Consider the following 20582-nt stretch of genomic DNA (forward strand, 5'->3'; position numbering starts at 1 on the left):
TCTCGCCTTCGTTCCTTTGTGAACCCCTTCACAAACTTGTCGGCCCGCAGTCTAACCCTTTTCCTGGACAAAGTGGCAGCCGGGGGGCCGTCAGAGCCTAGTAGATCACGCGGCTTTGAACGCGCGGTGCATGGCCACGATCCCCAAGTCGAGGTTGCGCCAGGCGACCCGCCGCCATCCGGCGTCCTGGATGATGCGCGCCAGCGTCGCCTGGTCCGGCCAGTCACGGATCGACTCGGCCAGATATTCGTACGAATCGTCGTTGGAGCCGAAAATCTTGGCCACCTTCGGCAACAGCCGCATCAGATATTCGCGGTAGACCAGATCGAACGGCGCGAACGTCACGTGCGAGAACTCCAGGATCACCAGCCGGCCGCCCGGCTTGGTCACCCGCAGCATCTCGCGCAGCGCCTGACCGGTGTCCTGCACGTTGCGCAGCGCCACCGAGATCGTCACCGCGTCGAAGACGTCGTCGGCGAACGGCAGCCGCATCGCGTCGCCCGCGACGAACGGCACCCCCTCGCCCGTGAGCGCGTTGCGTCCGCGGCGGCGCACGCCGGTGCTCAGCATGCCGAGCGAGAAGTCGGAGGCGATCGCCCGCGCGCCCAGCGTCGTGAACGTGTCGGTCGAGGTGCCGGTGCCGGCTCCGAGGTCGAGCACGACCTCCCCGGGCCCGGCGTCGACGGCCGCGGCGACGGCCTTGCGCCACACCCTGACCTGGCCCATCGAGATCACGTCGTTGACGAGGTCGTAGCGCCGGGCGGTGCGATCGAACATCGCGGCGACCTCGTCCGGCTGCTTGTCCAACTGAGCGCGCGTCATGCGTAACAGCCTAGGGCCATTCCCGACAATCAACGGAAAGTAGCGGCACGACTACATTGCGTCTGCTAAGAATGGGCAAATGCTTGCCCGAGTCGCCCTTGCGGCGATCATCGCAGCGGCTCCCGCCGCGCACCCTCGCGTGGTCTCGGCCGACCCGGTCGACCACACCCCGCACGTTCTCGACGGCATCGTCAACGCCATCACGCTCGTCGGCGACACCGTGGTGGTCGGCGGCTCGTTCTCGGCGGTCGCCGACGCCACCAGGACCACCACCTACCGGCGCGACAACCTGTTCGCCTTCGACCTCACGACCGGGCGGGTGCTGCCCCGCTTCGCCCCCGGCGTGGGCGGGCCCGTGCACAGCCTGGCCGCCGGCGACGACGGCACCGTCTACGTCGGCGGCGACTTCCACGAGGTCGACGGCCACCGCGCCAGGTCGCTGGCGCAGGTGAGCCTGGCGACCGGCCGGCCGGTGCCCTCGTTCCGCCCGGCCGTCTCCGGAGGCGCGGTCGCGACCCTGGCCAGGCGCGGCGCCCACCTCTACGCCGGCGGCGACTTCACCCGCCCGCGCACCGCGCTGGCCCGGCTCGACGCCACGACCGGCCGCGCCGACCCCGCCTTCACCATCACGCCGGGCGATCCGCTGAGCCGGCGGGTCCGGGTGCACGCGATCGCCGCCACGGCCGACCGGCTGGCCGTCGACGGCAGCTTCACCACGCTCGACGGGCAGTCACGGCCGCAGCTCGGCCTCATCGACATCGGCGGCCCGGCGCCCAAGCTCGCCCCGTGGCGGACCGACGCGTACACGGGCAAGTGCATGGACGTCTTCCCGTGGTACGTGCGCGGCCTCGACTTCGCGCCCGACGGCCGCTATTTCGTGGTCGTCACCACCGGCGGGCCCAGGCGCGGGACGTGCGACAGCGCGGCCAGGTTCGAGACGTACGCCACCGGCAGGAACGTCAAGCCCACCTGGGTCAACAAGACGGGCGGCGACTCGCTCTACGCGGTGTCGGTCACGGGCAGCGCGGTCTACGTCGGAGGGCATCAGCGCTGGCTGGACAATCCGCAGGGCCATGACTCGGCCGGCCCGGGGGCGGTGCCGCGCGAGGGCATCGGGGCCATTCATCCACGGACGGGAAAGGCGCTCAGTTGGAATCCCGGCCGCGAGCGCGGGATCGGCGTCAAGGCTTTTCTGGCGAACAGGACAGGACTACTAGTCGGTAGCGACACAACCCGACTCGGGCGGGAGTACCATGCCCGGATTGGCATGTTCCCTCTGCCCTAGTCGTCCTGCGGCTTGGCGCGGTCGATCCTGCCGCTGATGCGCGCGCTCATGGCGTCGCGCTGCTTGGAGAGCAGGACATAGCTGGCGATGCCGCTGATCGCGAACGCGGCCACCAGCAGGACCAGCAGGTTCGGCACGCCGAGGAGCCAGAGCACCAAGAAGGCGATGCCGAACAGGCCGATCCTGGACAACGTGTAAACGAGAACGGGATGCACGGGTTCGAGATTACTCGGCCCATGCCTCCGGTCGCTCTTCGCATCGGGCACGAGCGCTGCTACTGTGCCCAGTAAGGGTGTTTCGTAAAGAAACACCCACGAGAGCCCCAAAGAGGCTCTATCATATAACAATCGGGCAGTCAGCTGATAACAACCCGTGATCTTTGCAGAAAACCACGGATAAATCAGGCTTCGCTCGACACACTGGTTACCTGTCCGCCCGCTGGCAGGAAGCGGGATGCGAGGGGGAGAGATTGGTGGAGAGTAGCAGCGAGCGTCTGCTGACCCCTGGAGAGGTTGCCGCCCTCTTCCGGGTAGACCCAAAGACGGTTACGCGCTGGGCTGCGGCAGGCCGCATCAGCAGTATCCGCACCCCCGGAGGGCACCGGCGCTTCCGTGAATCGGAAGTGCACGCCCTTCTTCGAGGCGAGGACGTTCTGACGGCCGACAGGCCGACAGGGGAGTCCCCGCGTGTTTGACGTACCGCCCAGTCGGTGATCCTGCCAGCCAGGATCACCGAGACGGCGTGCTCGCCGGCCCATCCGTAAGGCGAGCGCGGGAAGGCGCCATCCGCCGACCGTGGCTGGCGCCTTGGCGGAATCCTGCCTCTCAGTCGCCGTCCTGGTCGGCCTTGTACGCCAGGAACTCCCGCTCCAGCTCGTCATTCTCCTCCGCCCAGCGGCGCCGCCGCTCGGCCGCCTCCTCCTCGGTCAACGACTCCTGCAACCACTCGTCGTAACCGGGCTCGCCGGGCTCCACCTCGACATACGCGTTCCCGATCAGGCGCCCGTCTTCGCTGGCCAGGCTCCTCGGCACCCGCAGGGTCCCGTCAGCGAGCCGGATGACGTACATGGCCGATCACCTAGATTCCGTAGCGCCGGTTGAAGAACAACATGACGTCGAGCGCCATCCGCGTGTTGCCGCCGAGCATGTCGACCAGCGCGGGGCGCTGCCGTGAGGCGATGGCGGCGAACGCGTCGGCGAAGAACTCCTTGCGGCCCAGCCCCCCGCCCTGGCGGTGGAACGACGACGCCAGCAGCGGCGTGACCCTCTCGAACAGTGCCACGAACTCCGGCGTGTCCGACACCCATACGCCGAACACCGAATCGATGTCGTCGATCGCGTGCCCGACCTCGTGCATCATCACGTCCGGCGTCGGCGAGGGCCGGTCCCCCACCACGACCTTCCGGTCCCCGTACGCGCCCGCGCACACGTCCCACGTGGCCCGGCCCGACGGCAGCGGCGCGCCGCGCAGATAGCCCATGTCGTCCAGGTCCGGCACGCCGCCCGGCCCGACGTAGATGCCCTCCAGCCCCTCGGCCAGCCGCTCCTTCAGCCGGTCGGGCAGCCTGGCCAGGCTCTCCACGGCCCGGACGAGATCGGGCGGCGGCGGCCCCAGCCGGGCGTCCCACTGGCGGTGCAGGATCGCCTCCAGCTTCCCGCAGTGCCGCAGCCCGTCGCCCAGCGGCGGCACGTCGGGCGGGTGCGGCCGGGCCCGCGCGTGTGAACCGTCGAGCTCGAAGTCCTGCCACGTGTAGCGGGGCCGCTCCGGGGCCGTGGCGGGCGTCCGCTCCGGCCGCCACCTCCCCTGCTCGTCCGGTCCCCCGCCCTCCCAGGGACGGCGGTCGGCGTCGGGCCGGCGCGCCGGCTGGTCACGGCGCTCGGCGTCGGGGCGGCGCGCCGGCTGGTCACGGCGCTCGCGCTCGCGCCGGCGGAAGCCCGGCGTCTCCGTGCCCTCCCCGGCGGCCCGGCCCACCTCACTGTGGCCTCGCCGATAGGCTCCCCGCGCGTTGGCCCAGAAGGACCGGTCCGCGTCGGGCGGAGCCTCGGTGCGGCGCGAAAAGAGGTACGACCCGCGCCGCCACCAGCGACCTCGCCGATGGCGCCCCTTGTCGTTGGAAATGGCCATCGCACCCCTCACCGCCCCGTGGCGCCGAATCGGGTTCCACGGTACGACGCTGATCTTCGCCAGTCATCCGAAATGCGACATCAGGTGGCACGAACACGCTGGAGATGGCTTACAGTTCGGGGCATGGCAGGTGTCATTGTCGGCCTGGCTCTGCTGGCCTTCTGGCTGTTCACGTTGTTCGACGTCATCACCACCCCCGAGGAAGAGGTCAGGCACTCCCCGAAAGCCGTGTGGCTCATCGTCGTCGCCGTGCTTCCCCTCATCGGCGGGCTGTTCTGGATGCTGCGCGGACGTCCCCGACCCATCCAGGAGTCCTGGCCGGTGCAGCCGCGTTCCACCGCGGGCATCCCCAAGGGCCCCGACGACGACCCCGATTTCCTTCGCGAACTCGACCGTCGCATGCGCGGCGAAGAGAAGTAACCGCCCCTCCGAAACGCCTGTCACCCACTCTTTCAGGTAAATCTTTTCCAGCGACCGCCTCCTGGGAGCGCCGCAGACGCCCCCAGCAGGCGGAGCGAGGCTCCGGGCAGAGGGAACCGCCCGGAGCGCCTCCACAGCGCTCTCAGCCTCAGGCGTAGCTGTGCAGGCCCTCGATGAAGATGTTGACGCCGACCAGGTTGAACAGCAGCGCCAGGAACGCCACGAGCTGCACGACGGTCGCCGCCCGGCCACGCCACCCAGCCGTCACGCGGGCGTGCAGGTAGGCCGCGTAGCCGACCCAGGTGATGAACGACCACACCTCCTTGGGGTCCCAGCCCCAGTAGCGGCCCCACGCCCGGTCCGCCCACAGCGCGCCCGCGATGACGGCGAACGTCCACAGCGGGAACGCCAGCACGATCGCCCGGTGCGCCGCCTTCTCCAGCTCGGCCTTGGCGGGCAGCCGCGACAGCCCGTCGCCGCGCACCAGGAAGAGCACCCCCGCCACGCCCGCGAGCACGAACAGCCCGCTGGCGATGATGGCGGCGGTGACGTGGATGGCGATCCAGTAGGAGTTGAGCGCGGGCACGACCGGCCCGGCCGAGGTGTAGAAGACCTTGGACGCGAGCCCCAGCCCCAGCGCCGCCGGCACCATGACGAACCCGCCGAGGAAGCGGATGTTGGTGCGCGTCTGGGTGATGAGGAACGCTGAGACGGCGGCGAAGCAGATGGCGACGATGAACTCGTACATGTTGCCCCACGGCCACCGGTCGACCGCGAGGCCGCGGGTGACGATGGCGCCGAGGTTGGCCGCCCAGCCGAGCCAGGCCAGGACGAGCCCGGCGATCCCGCCGCGCAGGGCGAACGCGGGGACGGGCTGCTGCGGCGCGTCGTCGGAGGGCGCGCCGGCCTCCGCCTCCGAGGAGGAGGCGGCGCCCACCGTCACGGGGGTGCGCGCGCGGCCCTTGACGGGCGCGTCGGCACGGGCGCGGCCGAAGGCCAGCTCTAGCGCGAAGCCCACCATCGCGAACAGATAGAGCAGCACTGCCGCGACCACGAACAGGTCGCTCAGCTCCGCGAGTGGTTCAGCGCTCATCCTTGTCTCCTGCTGCTAGAACCTTGACGATGTCGTCGAACTCCTCCGCGAACCCGGCCGCGGACCCTTCGGTGCGGGTCAGCCCGCCCACGTCGACGGTGCCGTCCTTGACCCGCACCCACACCCGCCGGCGCCGGATGACCAGCGAGAGCACGATGGCGACGGTGGCCGTCGAGGCGGCGAGCAGCGCGGGCAGCCGGCCGGGGTCGTAGGCGATCTGGAGCGTCATCCACTCCTTGACCTCGACGAACTCCAGCTTGCCCGCCCCGTCGGGCAGGTCGAGCGTTTGGCCGGGAGCCAGCGGCGCGGGCACGTCCTTGCCCATGACCAGCGGCTTGAGCTTCTTCATCAGCTCGGGCGGCGCCAGCTCGTAGACCGACCGGGGCTCCCCCGAGCGCATGCCGAGGTCGCCGGAGAACGCCCCCAGGACCTGCACGCCGGGCTGGATGGCTCCGGGGAACGCCGAGGCGTAGCTGCCGTCGGTCAGCGGCACGCTGGTGGGCAGGAAGCGCATCAGGAAGCCGAGCGGCGTCGGCTGCGCGTCGGGGACCTTGACCACGCAGTCGGAGGTGAGCGTGGGCTTGTCGGCGATGATGCACGGCACCGGTCCCTCGAACGCGACGTGCCCCTTGGCGTCGGTGACGCGGAAGACGGGGGCGTAGCCGTGGCCGATGAGGTAGGTCTGGGTGCCGTTGACCTCCAGCGGCTCGTTGACCTTGAGCTCGTAGTCGCGCGGCGCGGCCCCGGGAGCGTCGGTGACCTTGAGGAAGGCGGAGTAGTCGAGCTCCTGCCCGCGCTTCTCCCCCTCGACCTGGTAGGTGGCCTGGAAGTCGGTCATCTCGAAGCTGAACGGCTCCAGCGACTCGGCCGACACCTGGGGGCCGGGGATGAACCGGTCGTAGGCGGCCACGGTGTTGGCGAACCCGTCGCCCTCGGCGACCAGCACGTTGCCCCGGTAGCCGTACAGGGAGCCGAAGCCGACGGCGACCAGCACGCCGAGCAGCGCGATGTGGAAGAGCAGGTTGCCGGTCTCGCGCAGGTAGCCCTTCTCGGCGGCGACCCAGCCGTCGCCGGTCTCGACGCGGAAGCGCAGCTTGCGCAGCCGCCTGGCGGCCTCGGTGACCGTGAGGTCGCCGTCGAAGGAGGCGGAGTGCGGGAGCCTGGTCAGGTTGCGCGGCGCGGCCGGCGGCTTGCGGCGCAGCTCGCGCAGGTAGGTGGCGGTGCGCGGGATGATGCAGCCGATCAGCGAGGTGAACAGCAACAGGTAGATGGCCGCGAACCAGACCGAGGTGAAGACGTCGAAGAGCTGGAAGCGGTCGTACCACTCGGCCAGCGCCGGGCTGTCCTTGTAGACCAGCGCGACCTTGTCGGGCTCGACGCTGCGCTGCGGGATCAGCGAGCCGGGCACGCTGGCCAGCGCGAACAGGAAGAGCAGGATGAGCGCGGTCTTCATCGAGGTGAGCGTGCGCCAGCACCAGCGCAGCCAGCCGGTCAGGCCCATGCCCGCGGGCTTGGCCGCGCGCTCCCTCTCCAGCTCGTCGACGCTCATCAGATCACCGGCCGGAAGTTGCCGATCAGGCCCTGCATGGTGGCGATCATCTCTCCCCAGAGGCCGGTGACCAGCGCGATGCCGACGGCCACCATCATGCCGCCGCCGATCCGGGTGATCAGGCGCGAGTGCTTGCGGATCGCCCGGAACGTGTGCAGCGCCTTGCTGTAGGCCAGGGCGGCGGCCACGAACGGCAGCCCGAGCCCGAGCGCGTAGGCCACGGCGAGCAGGGCGCCCCGCGAGGCGCTGCCCTCGTTGAGTCCGAGGGTGAGGACGACGGCGAGGGTGGGGCCGATGCACGGCGTCCAGCCGAGCCCGAACACCACGCCGAGCAGCGGCGCGCCGGCCAGCCCCGCGGAGGGCATCCTGTGGATGCGCACGTCGCGCATCAGCCCGGGGACCACGCCGAGGAACGCCAGCCCGAGCAGGATGGTGAGCACGCCGAGCACCCGCGTGATGATCTCGGCGTTGCCGAGCAGCGCCGCGCCGAGCCCGCCGAACAGCGCCCCGCTGACGACGAACACGGCGGCGAACCCCGCCACGAACAGCAGCGTGCCCAGCACCAGCCGCCCCCGCTTGGGGTCGGCGCTCATGCCCGTGACGTACGACAGGTAGCCGGGGACGAGCGGGAGCACGCACGGCGACAGGAACGAGACCACGCCGGCCAGCACCGCGATCGGCACCGCCAGCAGCAGCGAGCCGGACGCGACCACGTCACTCATCGCGCACCTTGGTCACCGTGTCCATCAGGTCGGTGTAGCGGACGGCGCCGAGCGCCCGGGCGGCGATCCGGCCCTGCTTGTCGATGATCAGCGTGGACGGGATGGCCGCGGGCGGGACCGTGCCCTGGAAGGCGAGCGCGATCTTGCCGGGCTGGTCGAAGATGCTCGGGTAGCCGGTCTTCTCGGTGCGTTCGAAGGCGAGCGCGTCGGCCTTGCGGTCCTTGAAGTCGATGCCGATGAACTCCACGCCGGTGCCCTTGGTCTTGGCCGCGACCTCCTTGAGCACGGGCGCCTCGGCCCGGCAGGGCCCGCACCAGGAGGCCCAGAAGTTGAGCACGACGACCTTGCCCTTGTGGGCGGCCAGGGAGGCGGTGCCGTCCTCCAGCGTGGGCCCCTCGACGGCGGGCGCCGGCTCGCGCTCGGCCGCCGCGAACACCTGCATCTTCCCGTCGCCGGCGACGAAGCGGGTGTCACCCGCCGCGGGCTGACCGCCCTGGTTGCCCGCGCAGCCCGCGGCCAGGACGGCGATGAGGGCCAGTGAGATTGACGTCGCGCGCACGGGAGGATGATCTCCTTGTACTACAAGCGGTAGAGCTTGCAACTCTACCGGCGCTGTCATGCGCCCGGGACGCTGGGTCCCCGGTCCAGCGACCCCGCCGGCTCGCTGTAGCCGACGCTGACGAGCCGGTTGCCGTCGAAGGTGAACGTGGTGAGGCTGGCCAGCGCGCACTGCCTGCGGCGAGGGTCGTGCCAGAGCCTGCGCCGGCCCTCGGCCGCCATCCGGATCGCCCAGATCGGGAGCTGGTGGCTGACGAGCACCGCCTCGTGCCCGCGCGCCGCCTCCCTGGCATCCTCGACCATCGACTTCATCCGCGCGACGATCACCGGGTAGGGCTCGCCCCACGAGGGCCGCATCGGGTTCCAGAAGTAGCGGTAGTTGCGCGGGCTGCGCAGCAACTGCAGGCCGGGCCCGGAGATCCGGCCCTCCAGCAGGTTGCCGGCCTCCAGCAGCCGGTCGTCGCTGACGATGTCGAGGCCGAGCGTGGCGGCCAGCGGCGCGGCGGTCTCCTGCGCACGCTCCAGCGGCGAGCTGTAGAGGGCGACGATGTCGCGCCCCGCCACGGACTTGGCGACGGTCTTGGCCATCAGCTGGCCGGTCTCGGACAGGTGGTAACCAGGGAGCCTGCCGTAGAGGATGCCGCCAGGGTTGTGCACCTCACCGTGGCGCAAAAGGTGAACGACAGTGGTTTCAGCCATGGTGGGCTTCAGCTTAGCCGCTCGCCGGGCCCGGCTCGCGGGTGGATGGAGTCTGGCCGGTCGGAAGGAGACCACCGGCTGCTGGCCGCGGGGGTCATCCTGGGCGGCCTGGTGGTCATCGCCCTGTCCTAGGTGACCGCCCAGGCGTTCTCGTGGCGGCTGCTGGAGCGTACGAGCGCCTCGACGGTGGCGCGGATCGCGGGGCGGCGGGCCGCGTCGGTGCGCCAGAGCGCGTAGATGCGGCGGCTCTGACCAGGACGGATCGGAATGAAGCGGATGCCGTCGGGCACCGGGTCGCGGCCCATCCTGGGCACGATCGCGCAGCCCAGCCCGGCGGCCACGAGGGCGAGGTGGGTCGGATACTCGTCGGCCATGCAGGCGATCTCCGGCTCGACCTCGGCGCTGCGCAGCGTGAACACCAGCCAGTCGTGGCAGATCGTGCCGGGCGTGGAGCTGATCCAGCGCTCGCCCTGGAGCGCCGACAGCGCGATCTCCTTGTGGCCGGCCAGCGGGTGGTCGGCCGGGACGGCCACGTCGGCCACGTCTTCGAGCAGCGACTTCCGGGACAGTCCTTCGGGGATGGCGATCGGCCGGTTGAGCCAGTCCTGGACGATGACCAGGTCGAGCTCCCCCCTGGCCACCTCGCGGATCACCCGCTCGGGCTCGCGCTCGTACAGCTGGATGAGCAGGTCGGGGTGGCGCTCGCGCAGCTCGGCGAGCGCGGCGGGCATCAGGCCGCGCGCGGCGGTGGGGAACGCGCCCACGTTGAGCCGGCCGACGACCTGGCCGCGCAGCGCCTCGAAGTCGGCCTCGGCGGTCTCGACCAGGGCCAGGATGCGCTCGGCGTGCTCGGCGAGCAGCCCGGCGGCGTCGGTCAGCCGCACGCCGCGCCCGTTGCGCTCGACCAGCCTGGCGCCGGTCTCGCGCTCCAGCTTGGCGATCTGCTGCGAGACGGCCGACGGCGTGACCATGAGCGCGTCGGCGGCGGCGCCGACCGAGCCGTAGACGTGCACGGCATGTAGGGCCTTGAGCCGGTTCAAGTCCAACATGTAAGCCAGTCTAAAGGGTTAAGCATAGAAAGTCTCGCTTGTCGTTAAAGGTGTAGCGTTGGAAAATATATGCATGCGAATCCTTAAGACGAAGAAGCAGACCCACCAGACCACCTCCTACCTGAAGGCCCTCGCCGAGCAGGCCCGCGAGCAGCGCATCCGCTACCGCAAGACGTCCGCCGCGTGAGACCTGGCCACCTGGCCCTCGCCGTCGGCCTCGCGGCCGTCTGGGGAGTGAACTTCGTCGTCATGCAGGTGGGGCTGGAGCACTTCCCGCCCCTGCTGTACGCGGGCCTGCGGTTCGCGCTGGCGGCGTTGCCCGCGCTGCTCCTCGTGGGGCGGCCCGGAGTTCCCTGGCGATGGGTCGGCGCGGTGGCTGCCACTCTCGGAGTCGGCCAGTTCGGGCTGTTGCTCATCGGCATGCGCGCCGGGATGCCGGCCGGGCTGACTTCCCTGGTCCTGCAGGCGCAGGTCCTGTTCACCATCGTGTTCGCGGTGACGCTCCTCGGCGAGCGGCTCACCGCCCGTCGCGTCGCCGGCCTGGCCGTCGCCTTCGGCGGCCTGGCCCTGGTCGCCGTCGACTTCGGCCTGTCCGGCCCGGCCGGCGCCTTCGCCCTCTGCGTGGCCGCGGCCGCCGCCTGGGGTCTCGGCAACGTCGCCCAGCGCAAGGCCGCCCCGCCCGACTCGCTGCGCTTCATGGTCTGGGTGAGCGCCCTGTCGGCGCCCCCGCTCCTGCTGCTGTCGCTGCTGGTCGAGGGCGTCCCGTCACTCGCAGCCCCGGCCGAGGGCTGGCTGTCGCTGGCGTACGTGGCGTTCGTCTCGACGCTCGGCGGCTTCGGCGTGTGGGGCTATCTGCTGCGCCGCTACGACGCCTCCACCGTGGCCCCGTACACGCTGCTCGTGCCGGTCTTCGGCATGTCGTCGGCCGCCCTCTTCACCGGTGAGCCGCTGACCTGGCTCAAGGCGGTGGCGGCCGTGCTCATCGTGGCCGGGGTGCTGTTCGCCAATCAGAGGACCGCGGCGGCCGCCTTGGCGGCGGCGGGCAGCGCGTCGGCGACCCGCTCCAGCGCCTCCTCGTCGTGCGCCGCCGACAGGAACCACGCCTCGTACGCCGACGGCGGCAGGTAGACGCCCCGGTCGAGCATCGCGTGGAAGAACGCCTTGTACGCGGCCGTGCTCTGCGTCTGGGCGTCGGCGAAGTTCGTCACCTGCCGGTCGGTGAAGAAGATCGAGAACAGGCTGCCCGCCGTCTGCAGCCGGTGCGGCACCCCCGCCTCCGACAGCGCCTCGGTGGCCGCTCGCGCCACCGCCGAAGCGGCCGCGCCAACCTTCGCGTAGGCGTCGGCGTCGAGCGTGCGCAGCGTGGTCAGCCCGGCCGCGCAGGCCAGCGGATTGCCCGACAGCGTGCCCGCCTGGTAGACGGGACCCTCAGGCGCCAGATGGGCCATCACCTCGGCCCGGCCGCCGAACGCCGCCGCCGGCAGTCCGCCGCCCATCACCTTGCCGAACGTCATCAGGTCGGCCTCCACCGGGTCCAGCCCGTACCAGCCCGACGGCGAGACGCGGAAGCCGGTCAGCACCTCGTCGACGATGAGCAGCGCCCCGTTGGCCGTGCACAGCTCGCGCAGCCGGGCGTTGAACCCGTCGAGCGGCGGCACGATGCCCATGTTGGCCGGGCACGCCTCGGTGATGACGCAGGCGATCTCGGCCGAGGCGAACGCCTCCTCCACCGCCTTGACGTCGTTGTAGGGCAGCACGATCGTGTCGGCCGCCGACGCCCCCGTCACCCCCGGCGTGTCCGGCAGCCCGAACGTCACGACACCCGACCCCGCCGAGGCCAGCAGCGCGTCGACGTGCCCGTGATAGCACCCGGCGAACTTGATCACCTTGGACCGTCCGGTGAACCCGCGCGCCAGCCGCACCGCGCTCATCGTCGCCTCGGTGCCGGAGCTCACCAGCCGCACCTTCGCCACCGGCGCGACCCGGCGGACGATCTCCTCCGCCAGCTCCACCTCGCCCGGCGTGGCCGTCCCGTACGAGAACCCGTGGGCCACCGCCTGCGACACGGCCTCCACCACGGCCGGATGCCGGTGCCCCAGGATCATCGGGCCCCACGAGCACACCAGGTCGACGTAGCGGTTGCCGTCGACGTCCGTGATGTACGGGCCCTGCCCGGAGGCCATGAAACGCGGAGTGCCGCCCACCGCCCCGAACGCGCGGACCGGCGAGTTGACACCCCCCGGCACGACGGCGCTGGCGCGGGCGAACAGGTCCTCGGAGATGCGTGTACGGCTCACCAGACCAGGTTAGTCCCCTAGTCGGCCAGCCACTCAAGCAGGCGGAGCGGGTCGGGCAGCGGCCGGCCGTCGGGCGGGCGCAGCCACGAGACCGGCTGTCCGGTGGGCAGCGTGGAGGGCGGGGCCAGCACGTAGCTGTCGCGGCAGTGCCAGCGCAGCCCCGGCGTGTCCTCGATCGTGGCCGGGTCGCAGTCGAGCTGGCACGACCACCACTCGTCCTCGTCCTCCGGGTTGCCGCGCGTGGCCACGTAGAACAAGACCCGGTCGCCGTTGGCGGCGACCGGGCCGGAGTCCGCGCCTGCGTTGTCGATCCGGGTGAGGGCCGACAGGCCGAGCGCGAGGGGCACGTCGAAGACGTCGAACACCCGCCCCGTGGGCAGGATGACGTTGGCCTCGGGCTCCCGCTGCCACCAGCGGGTGAGCTGGGTGGCGTCGGTGGTGGCCTGAATGCTCCAGGCGGGGGAGATGGGGTGCGCGCCCGGGTCGGGACAGCCGAGCCGGTCACAGGAACACGCTCGAGTGCCCCGCCGCAGCGGGAAGGCTCCCGGCACGCTCGGCCAGCCCAGTGCGGCGTAGCCCAGCACGGCGTCGATCCGCGTCGGCCGGGACCGTTTCCTGGTACGCCGAGCCAGAGGTACCCCCACCATTGGTGTCTCCCGTCGCTTCGGTGCCTGAGGAGGCCCCGGCTCTCCGGGCTCAATAGCCACGCGGGACACACCAGCACTTGTCATGGCACTCTAACGCACAGGTCCCAGGACCCGACGGGAAACCCCCTGTTAGAGGCGGCGTGCCACCTCGGTCGCCCAGTAGGTGAGGATCAGGTCGGCACCCGCGCGCTTGATCGCCACCAGCGACTCCATGATCGTGCGCTCGCGGTCGATCCAGCCGTTCGCGGCGGCGGCCTCGACCATCGCGTACTCGCCGCTCACCTGATAGGCGGCCACCGGCACGTCCACCTCGTCGCGGAAGGCGCGGATGACGTCGAGGTAGGCCAGCGCGGGCTTGACCATGACGGCGTCGGCGCCCTCGGCCAGGTCGAGCCGCACCTCGCGCAGCGCCTCCTCCAGCGGCCCGGCGGGGTCCTGCTGGTGGGTGCTGCGGTCGCCGAACTGCGGCGCGCACTCGGCGGCGTCGCGGAAGGGCCCGTAGAAGGCGGAGGCGTACTTGGCGGAGTAGGCGAGGATCGGCACCCCGGAGAAGCCCTCCGCGTCGAGCGCCGCCCGGATCACGCCCACCTGGCCGTCCATCATGCCGCTCGGCGCCACGACCTGGGAGCCCGCCCTGGCCTGCGCGACCGCGATCGAGGCGTAGCGCTCCAGCGTGAGGTCGTTGTCGACGTCGCCGGACTCGGTGAGGATCCCGCAGTGCCCGTGGTCGGTGAACTCGTCGAGGCAGGTGTCGGCCATCACCACGATGGCGTCGCCCACCTCGGCGCTCACCTCGCGCAGCGCCACCTGGAGGATGCCGTCGGGGTCGTCGCCCGCCGAGCCGCGCGCGTCCTTGACCGCCGGGATGCCGAACAGGATCAGCCCGCCGACCCCGGCCTCGGCGGCCTCGTGGGCGGCCTTGCGCAGCGAGTCGCGGGTGTGCTGGACGACGCCGGGCATCGACGCGACCGGGCTCGGCTCGTCGATGCCCTCCTTGACGAACATCGGCAGGATCAGGTCGGCGGGGTGCAGGCGGGTGCCGGCGACCATCCGGCGCAGCGCCGGGGAGCGGCGCAGCCGTCGCGGACGGGCGACGGGGAACTCGGCACTCACTTGGCTCTCCTCCTGGCTCCTCTGCGGTTCTGCGACGGCCTGCGCGGCGTGTCACCGGCGGCCAGCGCGGCGCTGCGCTGCTTGGCGCCGTACTCGGCGAGCGCGGCCGCCAGCGCCGACGCGGACGCCTTGTCGGCCATCACGTCGACGCGCAGCCCGAACTCCTCGGCCGTCTTGGCCGTCTGCGGCCCGATGACGGCGATCACGGTGACGTTGTGCGGCTTGCCCGCGATGCCCACCAGGTTGCGGACCGTGGAGGACGAGGTGAACAGCACCGCGTCGAAACCGCCGCCCTTGATGGCCTCGCGGATCGGCGCGGGCGGCGGCGCGGCCCGCACGGTGCGGTAGGCCGTCACGTCGTCGCACTCCCAGCCCAGCTCGGTCAGCCCGGCCACGAGCGTGTCGGTGGAGATGTCGGCGCGCGGCAGCAGCACCCGGTTGATCGGGTCGAGCATCGAGTCGTAGGGCGGCCACTCGGCCACCAGGCCCTCCGACGACTGCTCGCCCGACGGCAGCAGGTCGGGCTTGACGCCGAACTCGACCAGCGCCCGCGCGGTGGCGTCGCCCACGGCGGCCACCTTGAGCCCGGCGAACGCCCGCGCGTCGAGCCCGTACTCCTCGAACTTCTCGCGCACCGCCTTGACCGCGTTGGCGCTGGTGAAGGCCACCCACTCGTAGCGGCCGGTGACCAGGCCCTTGATCGCGCGGTCCATCTGCTGCGGGGTGCGCGGCGGCTCGACCGAGATGGTCGGCACCTCCTCGGGCACCGCGCCGTAGGAGGTGAGCTGCTCCGACAGGCTCTTGGACTGCTCCTTGGTGCGCGGCACCAGCACCCGCCAGCCGAACAGCGGCTTGGTCTCGAACCACGACAGCTTGTCGCGCAGCCCCACGGCCTCGCCGACGACGATCAGCGCCGGCTCGGTGAAGCCCGCGTGCTTGAGGTCGGCCTGCAGCCTGCCGAGCGAGGAGACGACCGTGTACTGCTCGGTGGTGGTGCCGCCGCTGCTGACGGCCACCGGGGTGCTGTCGGGCTTGCCGCCGGCGATCAGCGCCTTGCCGATCGCCACGGCCTCGGTGATGCCGTTGTAGATCACCAGCGTGCCGGGACAGGCCGCGTGCGAGGACCAGTCCTGGTCCTGCGCGGCGTCGACGACCCGGAACTCGGGCACCGACGACGCCGGCGGGATGCCCGCGTAGCCGAGCACGGCCGTCGCGGGCGGCACCCCGGGCACGATCTCGAAGTCCACCTCCGCCGCGGCGAGCGCCGCGGCCTCCTCGGTGATCGAGGAGAACAGCATCGGGTCGCCCTCGCACAGCCGCACCACGAGCCGGCCTGACTTGGCGTGCTTGACGAGGTCGTCGGCGGCGACCTCGACCCCGGGGCGGCAGTGCTTGAGCAGGGGGCCGTGCAGGTCCTCGTCGAGGATCACCACGTCGGCCTTGCCCAGCAGCTCGGCGCCGCGGAGCGTGAGAAGGTTCGGGTCGCCGGGCCCCGCGCCTACGAACGCGACGAAACCGGAGGTCGGACTATCGGAGCTCAATGGGAATGCTCCCCCATCAATCTGTCGGCCCCTTCGTGAAGCATCTCGGCCGCGAGCCGGCGACCCAGATCTTCCGCCTCCGAAGGAGAGCCGGCGGTGGACTTGCGCACCGCGCGGGCGCCGTCGATGGCGACGACCGCTGCGGTCAGGTTCAGAGTGTGCCCGTCATCGAGCGCGAACGCACCCACGGGCGCCGAGCAGCCTGCCTCCAGGGCGGCCAGCACCGACCGCTCGGCGGCCACCGCGGAGCGGGTCCGCGGGTCGTCGAGCTGCCCGAGGAAGGCGACCAGGTCGTCGCGGTCGGCCAGGCACTCCACGGCCAGCGAGCCCTGGCCGGGGGCCGGGAGCAGCTCCTCGACCTCGAAGATCTGGGCGATCTCGGCGGTCCGCCCGATCCGGGTGAGGCCGGCCGAGGCCAGCACGACGGCGTCGAGCTCGCCGGAGGTGACCTTGCCGATCCGGGTGTCGGCGTTGCCGCGGATCGGCACGTACTCCAGATCGGGGCGCATGGCCCGGAGCATGGCGACGCGGCGCGGCGAGCCGGTGCCGACCTTGGCGCCGGCCGGGAGGTCGGCGAAGGAGCAGCGGCCGACCAGCGCGTCGCGGTGGTCGTGGCGGGCGGGCAGCGCGGCCAGCGCGATGCGCGGGTCGGGCTTGGTGGGCAGGTCCTTCAGGGAGTGGACGGCGAAGTCGACCTCGCCCTCGATCAGCTTGTCGCGCAGCGCGCTGACGAACACGCCGGTGCCGCCGAGCTGGGCCAGGTGGGCCTTGCTCACGTCGCCGAACGTGGTGACGCCGACCAGCTCGATCGCCCTGCCGGTGCGCTCGGTGTAGGCGTCGGCGACCATCTGGGACTGCGTCGTCGCCATCAGGCTGCGCCTCGTGCCGAGCCGCAGCGGCCCCGTCTGCGGAGTCACAGCTCCACCTCCCTCACGGCCTCGGGCATCTTCGGATCCAGGTCGAACAGCTCGCGCAGCGCCTCGGCATAATGATCGCCTCCGGGCGAGGTGGCGAGCCGCTTGACACGCACGGTCGGCTCGTGGAGCAGTTTGTCAACGACCCGTTGCACGGTGAGCGTCACCTCGTCCTTGATTTTGCCGTCAAGCTCGGGGACCCGCATCAGCAGGCGCCCCAACTCCGACTCGACCACGCCGGCCGCCTTGCTGCGCAGCGCCACCACGGTGGGGGTCACCCGGGCCGCCCGCTCGGCGTCGAGGTAGGCCGTCAGCTCCTCGGCGACCAGCGCGCGCACGGCCCTGACCGCGTCGCCCTCGCGCGAGCCGATGCCGGACTCCTGGATCGTCTCCAGGTCGACCAGCGTCACGCCGGGGACGGCGCGCACAGCCGGGTCGATGTCGTGCGGCAGCGCCAGGTCCAGCAGGAACGCGCCGCGCGTGACCATGTCGGCGGTGATCACGTGCTTGCCCGCGCCGGTGCAGGTGATCACCAGGTCGGCCTCGGCCAGCTCACCGGCGACCGCGGCGAACTCCACCGCCCGGCCGCCGACGGTCTCGGCCAGCCGCGCGCCGCGCGAGTACGTACGGTTGGCGATCACGATGTCGGTGACGCCGGCGCGCGCCAGCGTGGCGGCGGCCAGCGAGCTCATCGAGCCCGCGCCGACCACCAGGGCGCGCAGGCCGGTCAGGTCGCCCGCCAGCGCCAGCCCGGCGGTCACCAGGGAGGCGCCCGCCTGGTCGATGCCGGTGTCGGTGTGGGCGCGCTTGCCCACGCGCAGCGCCTGCTGCGCCAGCTCGTTGAGGGTCGCGCCGACCGTGCCCTGCTTCTGCGCCAGCTTGAGCGCCCGCCGGACCTGGCCGAGGATCTGGCCCTCGCCCACGACCATCGAGTCGAGGCCGCACACCAGCGAGAACAGGTGCTCGACGGCCCGCTCCTCGTAGTGCACGTAGAGGTGCGGGGTCAGCTCGTCGACCGGCACGCCCGAGTGGAGGCTGAGCATCCCGGTGACGGCGTTGACGGCGGCGTGGAAGCGGTCCACGGCGACGAAGACCTCGACCCGATTGCAGGTCGAGACCACGAAGGCCTCGGCCACGCAGGGGTCCTGCTGCACGTCGTGCAGGAGCTTGACGAGCGCGTCACCCGTTACGGAGACACGCTCCAGCAGGGCCACCGGCGCCGTGCGGTGGCTGAGCCCGATCGCCAGAACACTCATTGACTGTCCACTGCCATGAGTGGCCCCCCAGCTTTGCGTTGCTCGTGGAACGCAAGGATCTGCAGTTCGATGGATAGGTCGACTTTACGGACATCGACGCCGTCCGGAACGGTGAGCACGACCGGGGCGAAGTTGAGGATGCTGGTCACCCCGGCGGCCACCACACGATCGCATACTTCCTGTGCGGCCGCCGCCGGTGTCGCCAGAACCACGATCGAGACTCCACGCCGCTTGATCACGGCTTCCAGTTCGTCGATGTGCTCCACATTCAACCCCGCGATGTCGTCGCCCACGATTTCGGGGTCGGCGTCGAACACGGCGGCGATGCGGAATCCCCGCGACACGAACCCGCCGTAACCGGCGAGCGCGCGGCCCAGGTTGCCGACGCCGACGATGGCGACGGCCCAGTCCTGCGTGAGACCAAGCTCACGGGAGATCTGGTAGACGAGGTACTCGACGTCGTAGCCGACGCCACGGGTGCCGTAGGAGCCCAGGTGTGACAGGTCCTTGCGGAGTTTGGCCGAGTTGACGCCGGCGGCCACGGCGAGGTCCTCCGAACTCACGGTCGCCACCCCGCGCTCGGCCATCCCGTGCAACGCCCGCAGGTAGAGCGGCAGCCGGGCGACCGTTGCCTCGGGAATGCCGCGATCACGGGGGTGGGACGGGCTCTTCACGTGCCGGAGCTCCAGGGGAACGGGCGGCCTCAGGCCGCGTGAGTGGATTAGAACCGTCTTTCAGGTTAATCCTTTTGTGAACCGATGCACAAAGTCACCTTCCAGCGAGCGCTACCGTGGAGGCCATGCACCGCATCACCCTGCTCGGAAAGCCCGGCTGCCACCTGTGTGACGACGCGCGCGAGATCATCGCCCGCGTGGCCGGCGAGCTGGGCGTGCCGTGGGAGGAAGTGAACATCGACTCCTCCGACGAGCTGCGCGAACGCTACTGGGAGATGATCCCGGTCACGTTGATCGACGGGGAGCAGCACGACTTCTGGCGGGTGTCCGAGGAGCGCCTGCGGGCGGCGCTCACCGGCTAGAACATGGCGGTCGGCAGCGGCACGACCTTGGCCGCGTTGACGTTGAGCTCGATGATGTTGGTGGCCAGCACCATCGACTGCCGGTCGGCGATGAAGCGCTCGATGTGCGGCTGCCGCTGGTGGTCGCGGTAGGCCACCTCGTCGCGGTAGAGCTCGTAGACGATGCGCTGCAGCGGCGCCGACTTGACCGAGTGGCAGGCGTAGACGAGCGTGTCGGGCTCGCCCCGGCGCACCGCCTCGACGGTCTGCTCGGCGAGCCGGTCGAAGGCCGCGCCCGAGCCGTCCATGAGCGTGAAGACGGTGAGCATGCCGTAGATGCTCGGCGAGAGCCTGCCCGTCTGCGGGGCGGGCTGCACGACCGGCTGGGGCACCGACTGGGGGCCGGTGCGCGGGGAGAACAGCTCGGCGCCCGAGAAGGCGGCGCCGGCGGCGGGCATCGAGCCGGTGGACGGCATCGTGGGGTCGGGCCGCTCGCTCGGCGCGGGCATGGCGTAGTCGGCGCGCTCGCCGTTCATGATGTAGCCGGTCGACGGGCCAGGGTCGGACGGCGGCGACATGCGGGCGGCGTAGTCGACGTCGTCGGTGGCCCGGTATTCGGCCACCAGGTCGCCCAGCCCCGACTTGCGCGGCCGTACCGGCTCGGCGATCGGCTCGGGCGCCTCACGGCGGCCCACCGGCTCCTGGCGGTGCCCGGCCACCGGCCGGTCGTCGCGGTGCCCGGCCGCCCGCTCGGCGCGCCGGCTCTCCGCCGCCGCGAGCTCGTCGTCCTCGTCGTCGTCCTCGTACGGGGCGAGCGGGCGCAGCACGCAGTACCAGATCGCCGCGGCGGCGACGAGGAGCAGCACGATGATGAAGAACCCGTTGCTCAGGAACTGCATCGCGCCCATCAGCGCGAGCCCCGAGGGGGCGATGATGACGGTGGCGTGGAGGTTGTCGGTGTCGTACTCGTCGCCGTTGCGCCAGCGCAGCGCGGCGACCACCACCGCCGCCAGCATGATCAGCGCGGCGATCGCGTGCACGCCGGTCAGCAGCGACGACGGGATGAGCGCCCAGTGCGCCGACGCGTCGGGCAGCGACTTGCCCATCTCGTCGCTGACGAGCGGGTCGACGACCATGATGACCAAGGCGACGAACGTGTAGGCGATGCCGAACAGCCAGCCGAGGAACTTCGGCGGCGTCTTCTCCGCCAGGAGCTGGATCAGCCCGATCGCCAGCCAGAGCGGCGCCAGCAGCGATCCGGTGATCTGGACGAGCTTGAACGTGACGGTCCCGAACCCCATGAGGTGGCCGAATCCCGCCACGCCCAGCGCGAGGCAGAGCGCCGCCGCTGAAACGGTCCAGGCGATCAGCCAGCCCTCGGGCTCCTCACGCAACCGGCTGACCAGGGCGCCCGAGGCGACTCCTGCCAGGATGGCTCCGGCGAAGGCGATGACAGCAACGAGGATCTCCATGGTGAC

The 20582-nt window shown here is 71.3% G+C and carries 22 protein-coding genes and 1 pseudogene; 5 read left to right on the forward strand and 18 right to left on the reverse strand.

Annotated elements, in window-relative coordinates:
• Positions 1 to 105 precede the first annotated feature (105 nt).
• Positions 106 to 822 carry a demethylmenaquinone methyltransferase gene (locus AB0G11_RS08005; protein ID WP_219504479.1) on the reverse strand — a complete coding sequence of 239 codons (717 nt, stop codon included), beginning with the start codon at positions 820 to 822 and terminating at the stop codon, positions 106 to 108.
• Between the two features lie 79 nt (positions 823 to 901).
• Here AB0G11_RS08005 and AB0G11_RS08010 point away from each other — a divergent pair, with 79 nt between their 5' ends.
• Positions 902 to 2107, forward strand: a complete 1206-nt coding sequence (locus AB0G11_RS08010) for a hypothetical protein (protein ID WP_357584700.1) — start codon at positions 902 to 904, stop codon at positions 2105 to 2107.
• Here the strand turns inward: AB0G11_RS08010 and AB0G11_RS08015 are convergent.
• Complete coding sequence (locus AB0G11_RS08015; RefSeq protein WP_219504476.1) at positions 2104 to 2322, reverse strand: DUF4229 domain-containing protein; 219 nt, start codon at positions 2320 to 2322, stop codon at positions 2104 to 2106. The two genes, AB0G11_RS08010 and AB0G11_RS08015, sit on opposite strands and share 4 nt — an antisense overlap.
• A gap of 257 nt (positions 2323 to 2579) precedes the next feature.
• Between AB0G11_RS08015 and AB0G11_RS08020 the strand changes: the two genes are divergently transcribed.
• Complete coding sequence (locus AB0G11_RS08020; protein WP_181616591.1) at positions 2580 to 2801, forward strand: BldC family transcriptional regulator; 222 nt, start codon at positions 2580 to 2582, stop codon at positions 2799 to 2801.
• Between the two features lie 130 nt (positions 2802 to 2931).
• Here AB0G11_RS08020 and AB0G11_RS08025 read toward each other — a convergent pair whose 3' ends face one another.
• Together AB0G11_RS08025 and AB0G11_RS08030 are read right to left on the reverse strand one after the other, a co-directional pair.
• Positions 2932 to 3174: a hypothetical protein gene (locus AB0G11_RS08025; protein ID WP_219504474.1), complete on the reverse strand. Its 243-nt coding sequence runs from the start codon at positions 3172 to 3174 to the stop codon at positions 2932 to 2934.
• Positions 3175 to 3184: 10 nt separating this feature from the next.
• Complete coding sequence (locus AB0G11_RS08030) at positions 3185 to 4078, reverse strand: hypothetical protein (RefSeq protein ID WP_357584702.1); 894 nt, start codon at positions 4076 to 4078, stop codon at positions 3185 to 3187.
• Positions 4079 to 4354: 276 nt separating this feature from the next.
• Here AB0G11_RS08030 and AB0G11_RS08035 point away from each other — a divergent pair, with 276 nt between their 5' ends.
• Positions 4355 to 4651: a PLD nuclease N-terminal domain-containing protein gene (locus tag AB0G11_RS08035; protein ID WP_219504470.1), complete on the forward strand. Its 297-nt coding sequence runs from the start codon at positions 4355 to 4357 to the stop codon at positions 4649 to 4651.
• A gap of 148 nt (positions 4652 to 4799) precedes the next feature.
• Here AB0G11_RS08035 and ccsA read toward each other — a convergent pair whose 3' ends face one another.
• The 6 genes from ccsA to AB0G11_RS08065 all read right to left on the reverse strand — a co-directional run bounded on the left by ccsA (position 4800) and on the right by AB0G11_RS08065 (position 10321).
• Positions 4800 to 5744 (reverse strand): cytochrome c biogenesis protein CcsA, encoded by a 945-nt coding sequence (gene ccsA / locus AB0G11_RS08040; protein ID WP_357584704.1) that lies wholly within the window; start codon positions 5742 to 5744, stop codon positions 4800 to 4802.
• Positions 5734 to 7293 carry a cytochrome c biogenesis protein ResB gene (locus tag AB0G11_RS08045; protein ID WP_219504457.1) on the reverse strand — a complete coding sequence of 520 codons (1560 nt, stop codon included), beginning with the start codon at positions 7291 to 7293 and terminating at the stop codon, positions 5734 to 5736. The genes ccsA and AB0G11_RS08045 overlap by 11 nt, the downstream gene beginning before the upstream one ends.
• Positions 7293 to 8015, reverse strand: a complete 723-nt coding sequence (locus tag AB0G11_RS08050; RefSeq protein ID WP_219504455.1) for a cytochrome c biogenesis protein CcdA — start codon at positions 8013 to 8015, stop codon at positions 7293 to 7295. The genes AB0G11_RS08045 and AB0G11_RS08050 overlap by 1 nt, the downstream gene beginning before the upstream one ends.
• Positions 8008 to 8574 (reverse strand): TlpA disulfide reductase family protein, encoded by a 567-nt coding sequence (locus AB0G11_RS08055; RefSeq protein WP_357584705.1) that lies wholly within the window; start codon positions 8572 to 8574, stop codon positions 8008 to 8010. The genes AB0G11_RS08050 and AB0G11_RS08055 overlap by 8 nt, the downstream gene beginning before the upstream one ends.
• Before the next feature lie 56 nt (positions 8575 to 8630).
• A complete protein-coding gene (locus AB0G11_RS08060; protein ID WP_219504451.1) occupies positions 8631 to 9272 on the reverse strand; it encodes a histidine phosphatase family protein in 642 nt (213 codons plus the stop codon).
• Positions 9273 to 9400: 128 nt separating this feature from the next.
• Positions 9401 to 10321, reverse strand: a complete 921-nt coding sequence (locus tag AB0G11_RS08065; protein WP_219504448.1) for a LysR family transcriptional regulator — start codon at positions 10319 to 10321, stop codon at positions 9401 to 9403.
• 249 nt (positions 10322 to 10570) lie between these two features.
• Between AB0G11_RS08065 and AB0G11_RS08070 the strand changes: the two are divergent.
• Positions 10571 to 11269: pseudogene (locus AB0G11_RS08070) on the forward strand (EamA family transporter); the annotation flags it as partial.
• Positions 11270 to 11328: 59 nt separating this feature from the next.
• Here AB0G11_RS08070 and hemL read toward each other — a convergent pair.
• The 7 genes from hemL to AB0G11_RS08105 form a co-directional block, all read right to left on the reverse strand.
• Complete coding sequence (gene hemL / locus AB0G11_RS08075; RefSeq protein ID WP_219504446.1) at positions 11329 to 12618, reverse strand: glutamate-1-semialdehyde 2,1-aminomutase; 1290 nt, start codon at positions 12616 to 12618, stop codon at positions 11329 to 11331.
• A gap of 17 nt (positions 12619 to 12635) precedes the next feature.
• Positions 12636 to 13265 carry a bifunctional DNA primase/polymerase gene (locus tag AB0G11_RS08080; protein WP_219504444.1) on the reverse strand — a complete coding sequence of 210 codons (630 nt, stop codon included), beginning with the start codon at positions 13263 to 13265 and terminating at the stop codon, positions 12636 to 12638.
• A gap of 129 nt (positions 13266 to 13394) precedes the next feature.
• Complete coding sequence (hemB, locus tag AB0G11_RS08085; RefSeq protein WP_219504435.1) at positions 13395 to 14378, reverse strand: porphobilinogen synthase; 984 nt, start codon at positions 14376 to 14378, stop codon at positions 13395 to 13397.
• A complete protein-coding gene (locus AB0G11_RS08090) occupies positions 14375 to 15919 on the reverse strand; it encodes a uroporphyrinogen-III synthase (protein ID WP_357584707.1) in 1545 nt (514 codons plus the stop codon). The genes hemB and AB0G11_RS08090 overlap by 4 nt, the downstream gene beginning before the upstream one ends.
• Positions 15916 to 16836, reverse strand: coding sequence for a hydroxymethylbilane synthase (hemC, locus tag AB0G11_RS08095; RefSeq protein WP_219504431.1), 921 nt, complete (start codon positions 16834 to 16836; stop codon positions 15916 to 15918). Before hemC ends, AB0G11_RS08090 begins: the two co-directional genes overlap by 4 nt.
• On the reverse strand, positions 16833 to 18089 hold the full coding sequence (locus AB0G11_RS08100; RefSeq protein ID WP_219504428.1) for a glutamyl-tRNA reductase: 1257 nt from the start codon (positions 18087 to 18089) through the stop codon (positions 16833 to 16835). Before AB0G11_RS08100 ends, hemC begins: the two co-directional genes overlap by 4 nt.
• Entirely contained in the window at positions 18086 to 18763 is a 678-nt protein-coding gene (locus AB0G11_RS08105) for a redox-sensing transcriptional repressor Rex (protein WP_219504427.1), read from the reverse strand. Before AB0G11_RS08105 ends, AB0G11_RS08100 begins: the two co-directional genes overlap by 4 nt.
• Positions 18764 to 18888: 125 nt before the next feature.
• Between AB0G11_RS08105 and AB0G11_RS08110 the strand changes: the two genes are divergently transcribed.
• On the forward strand, positions 18889 to 19125 hold the full coding sequence (locus AB0G11_RS08110; protein ID WP_219504426.1) for a glutaredoxin family protein: 237 nt from the start codon (positions 18889 to 18891) through the stop codon (positions 19123 to 19125).
• On the opposite strand, the gene AB0G11_RS08115 is transcribed toward AB0G11_RS08110, so the two are convergent.
• A complete protein-coding gene (locus tag AB0G11_RS08115; protein WP_219504425.1) occupies positions 19122 to 20576 on the reverse strand; it encodes an antibiotic biosynthesis monooxygenase in 1455 nt (484 codons plus the stop codon). The two genes, AB0G11_RS08110 and AB0G11_RS08115, sit on opposite strands and share 4 nt — an antisense overlap.
• Positions 20577 to 20582: the final 6 nt, after the last annotated feature.

Origin of the sequence: Nonomuraea sp. NPDC023979 (assembly GCF_040639085.1) — a bacterium.
GTDB lineage: Bacteria > Actinomycetota > Actinomycetes > Streptosporangiales > Streptosporangiaceae > Nonomuraea > Nonomuraea ceibae.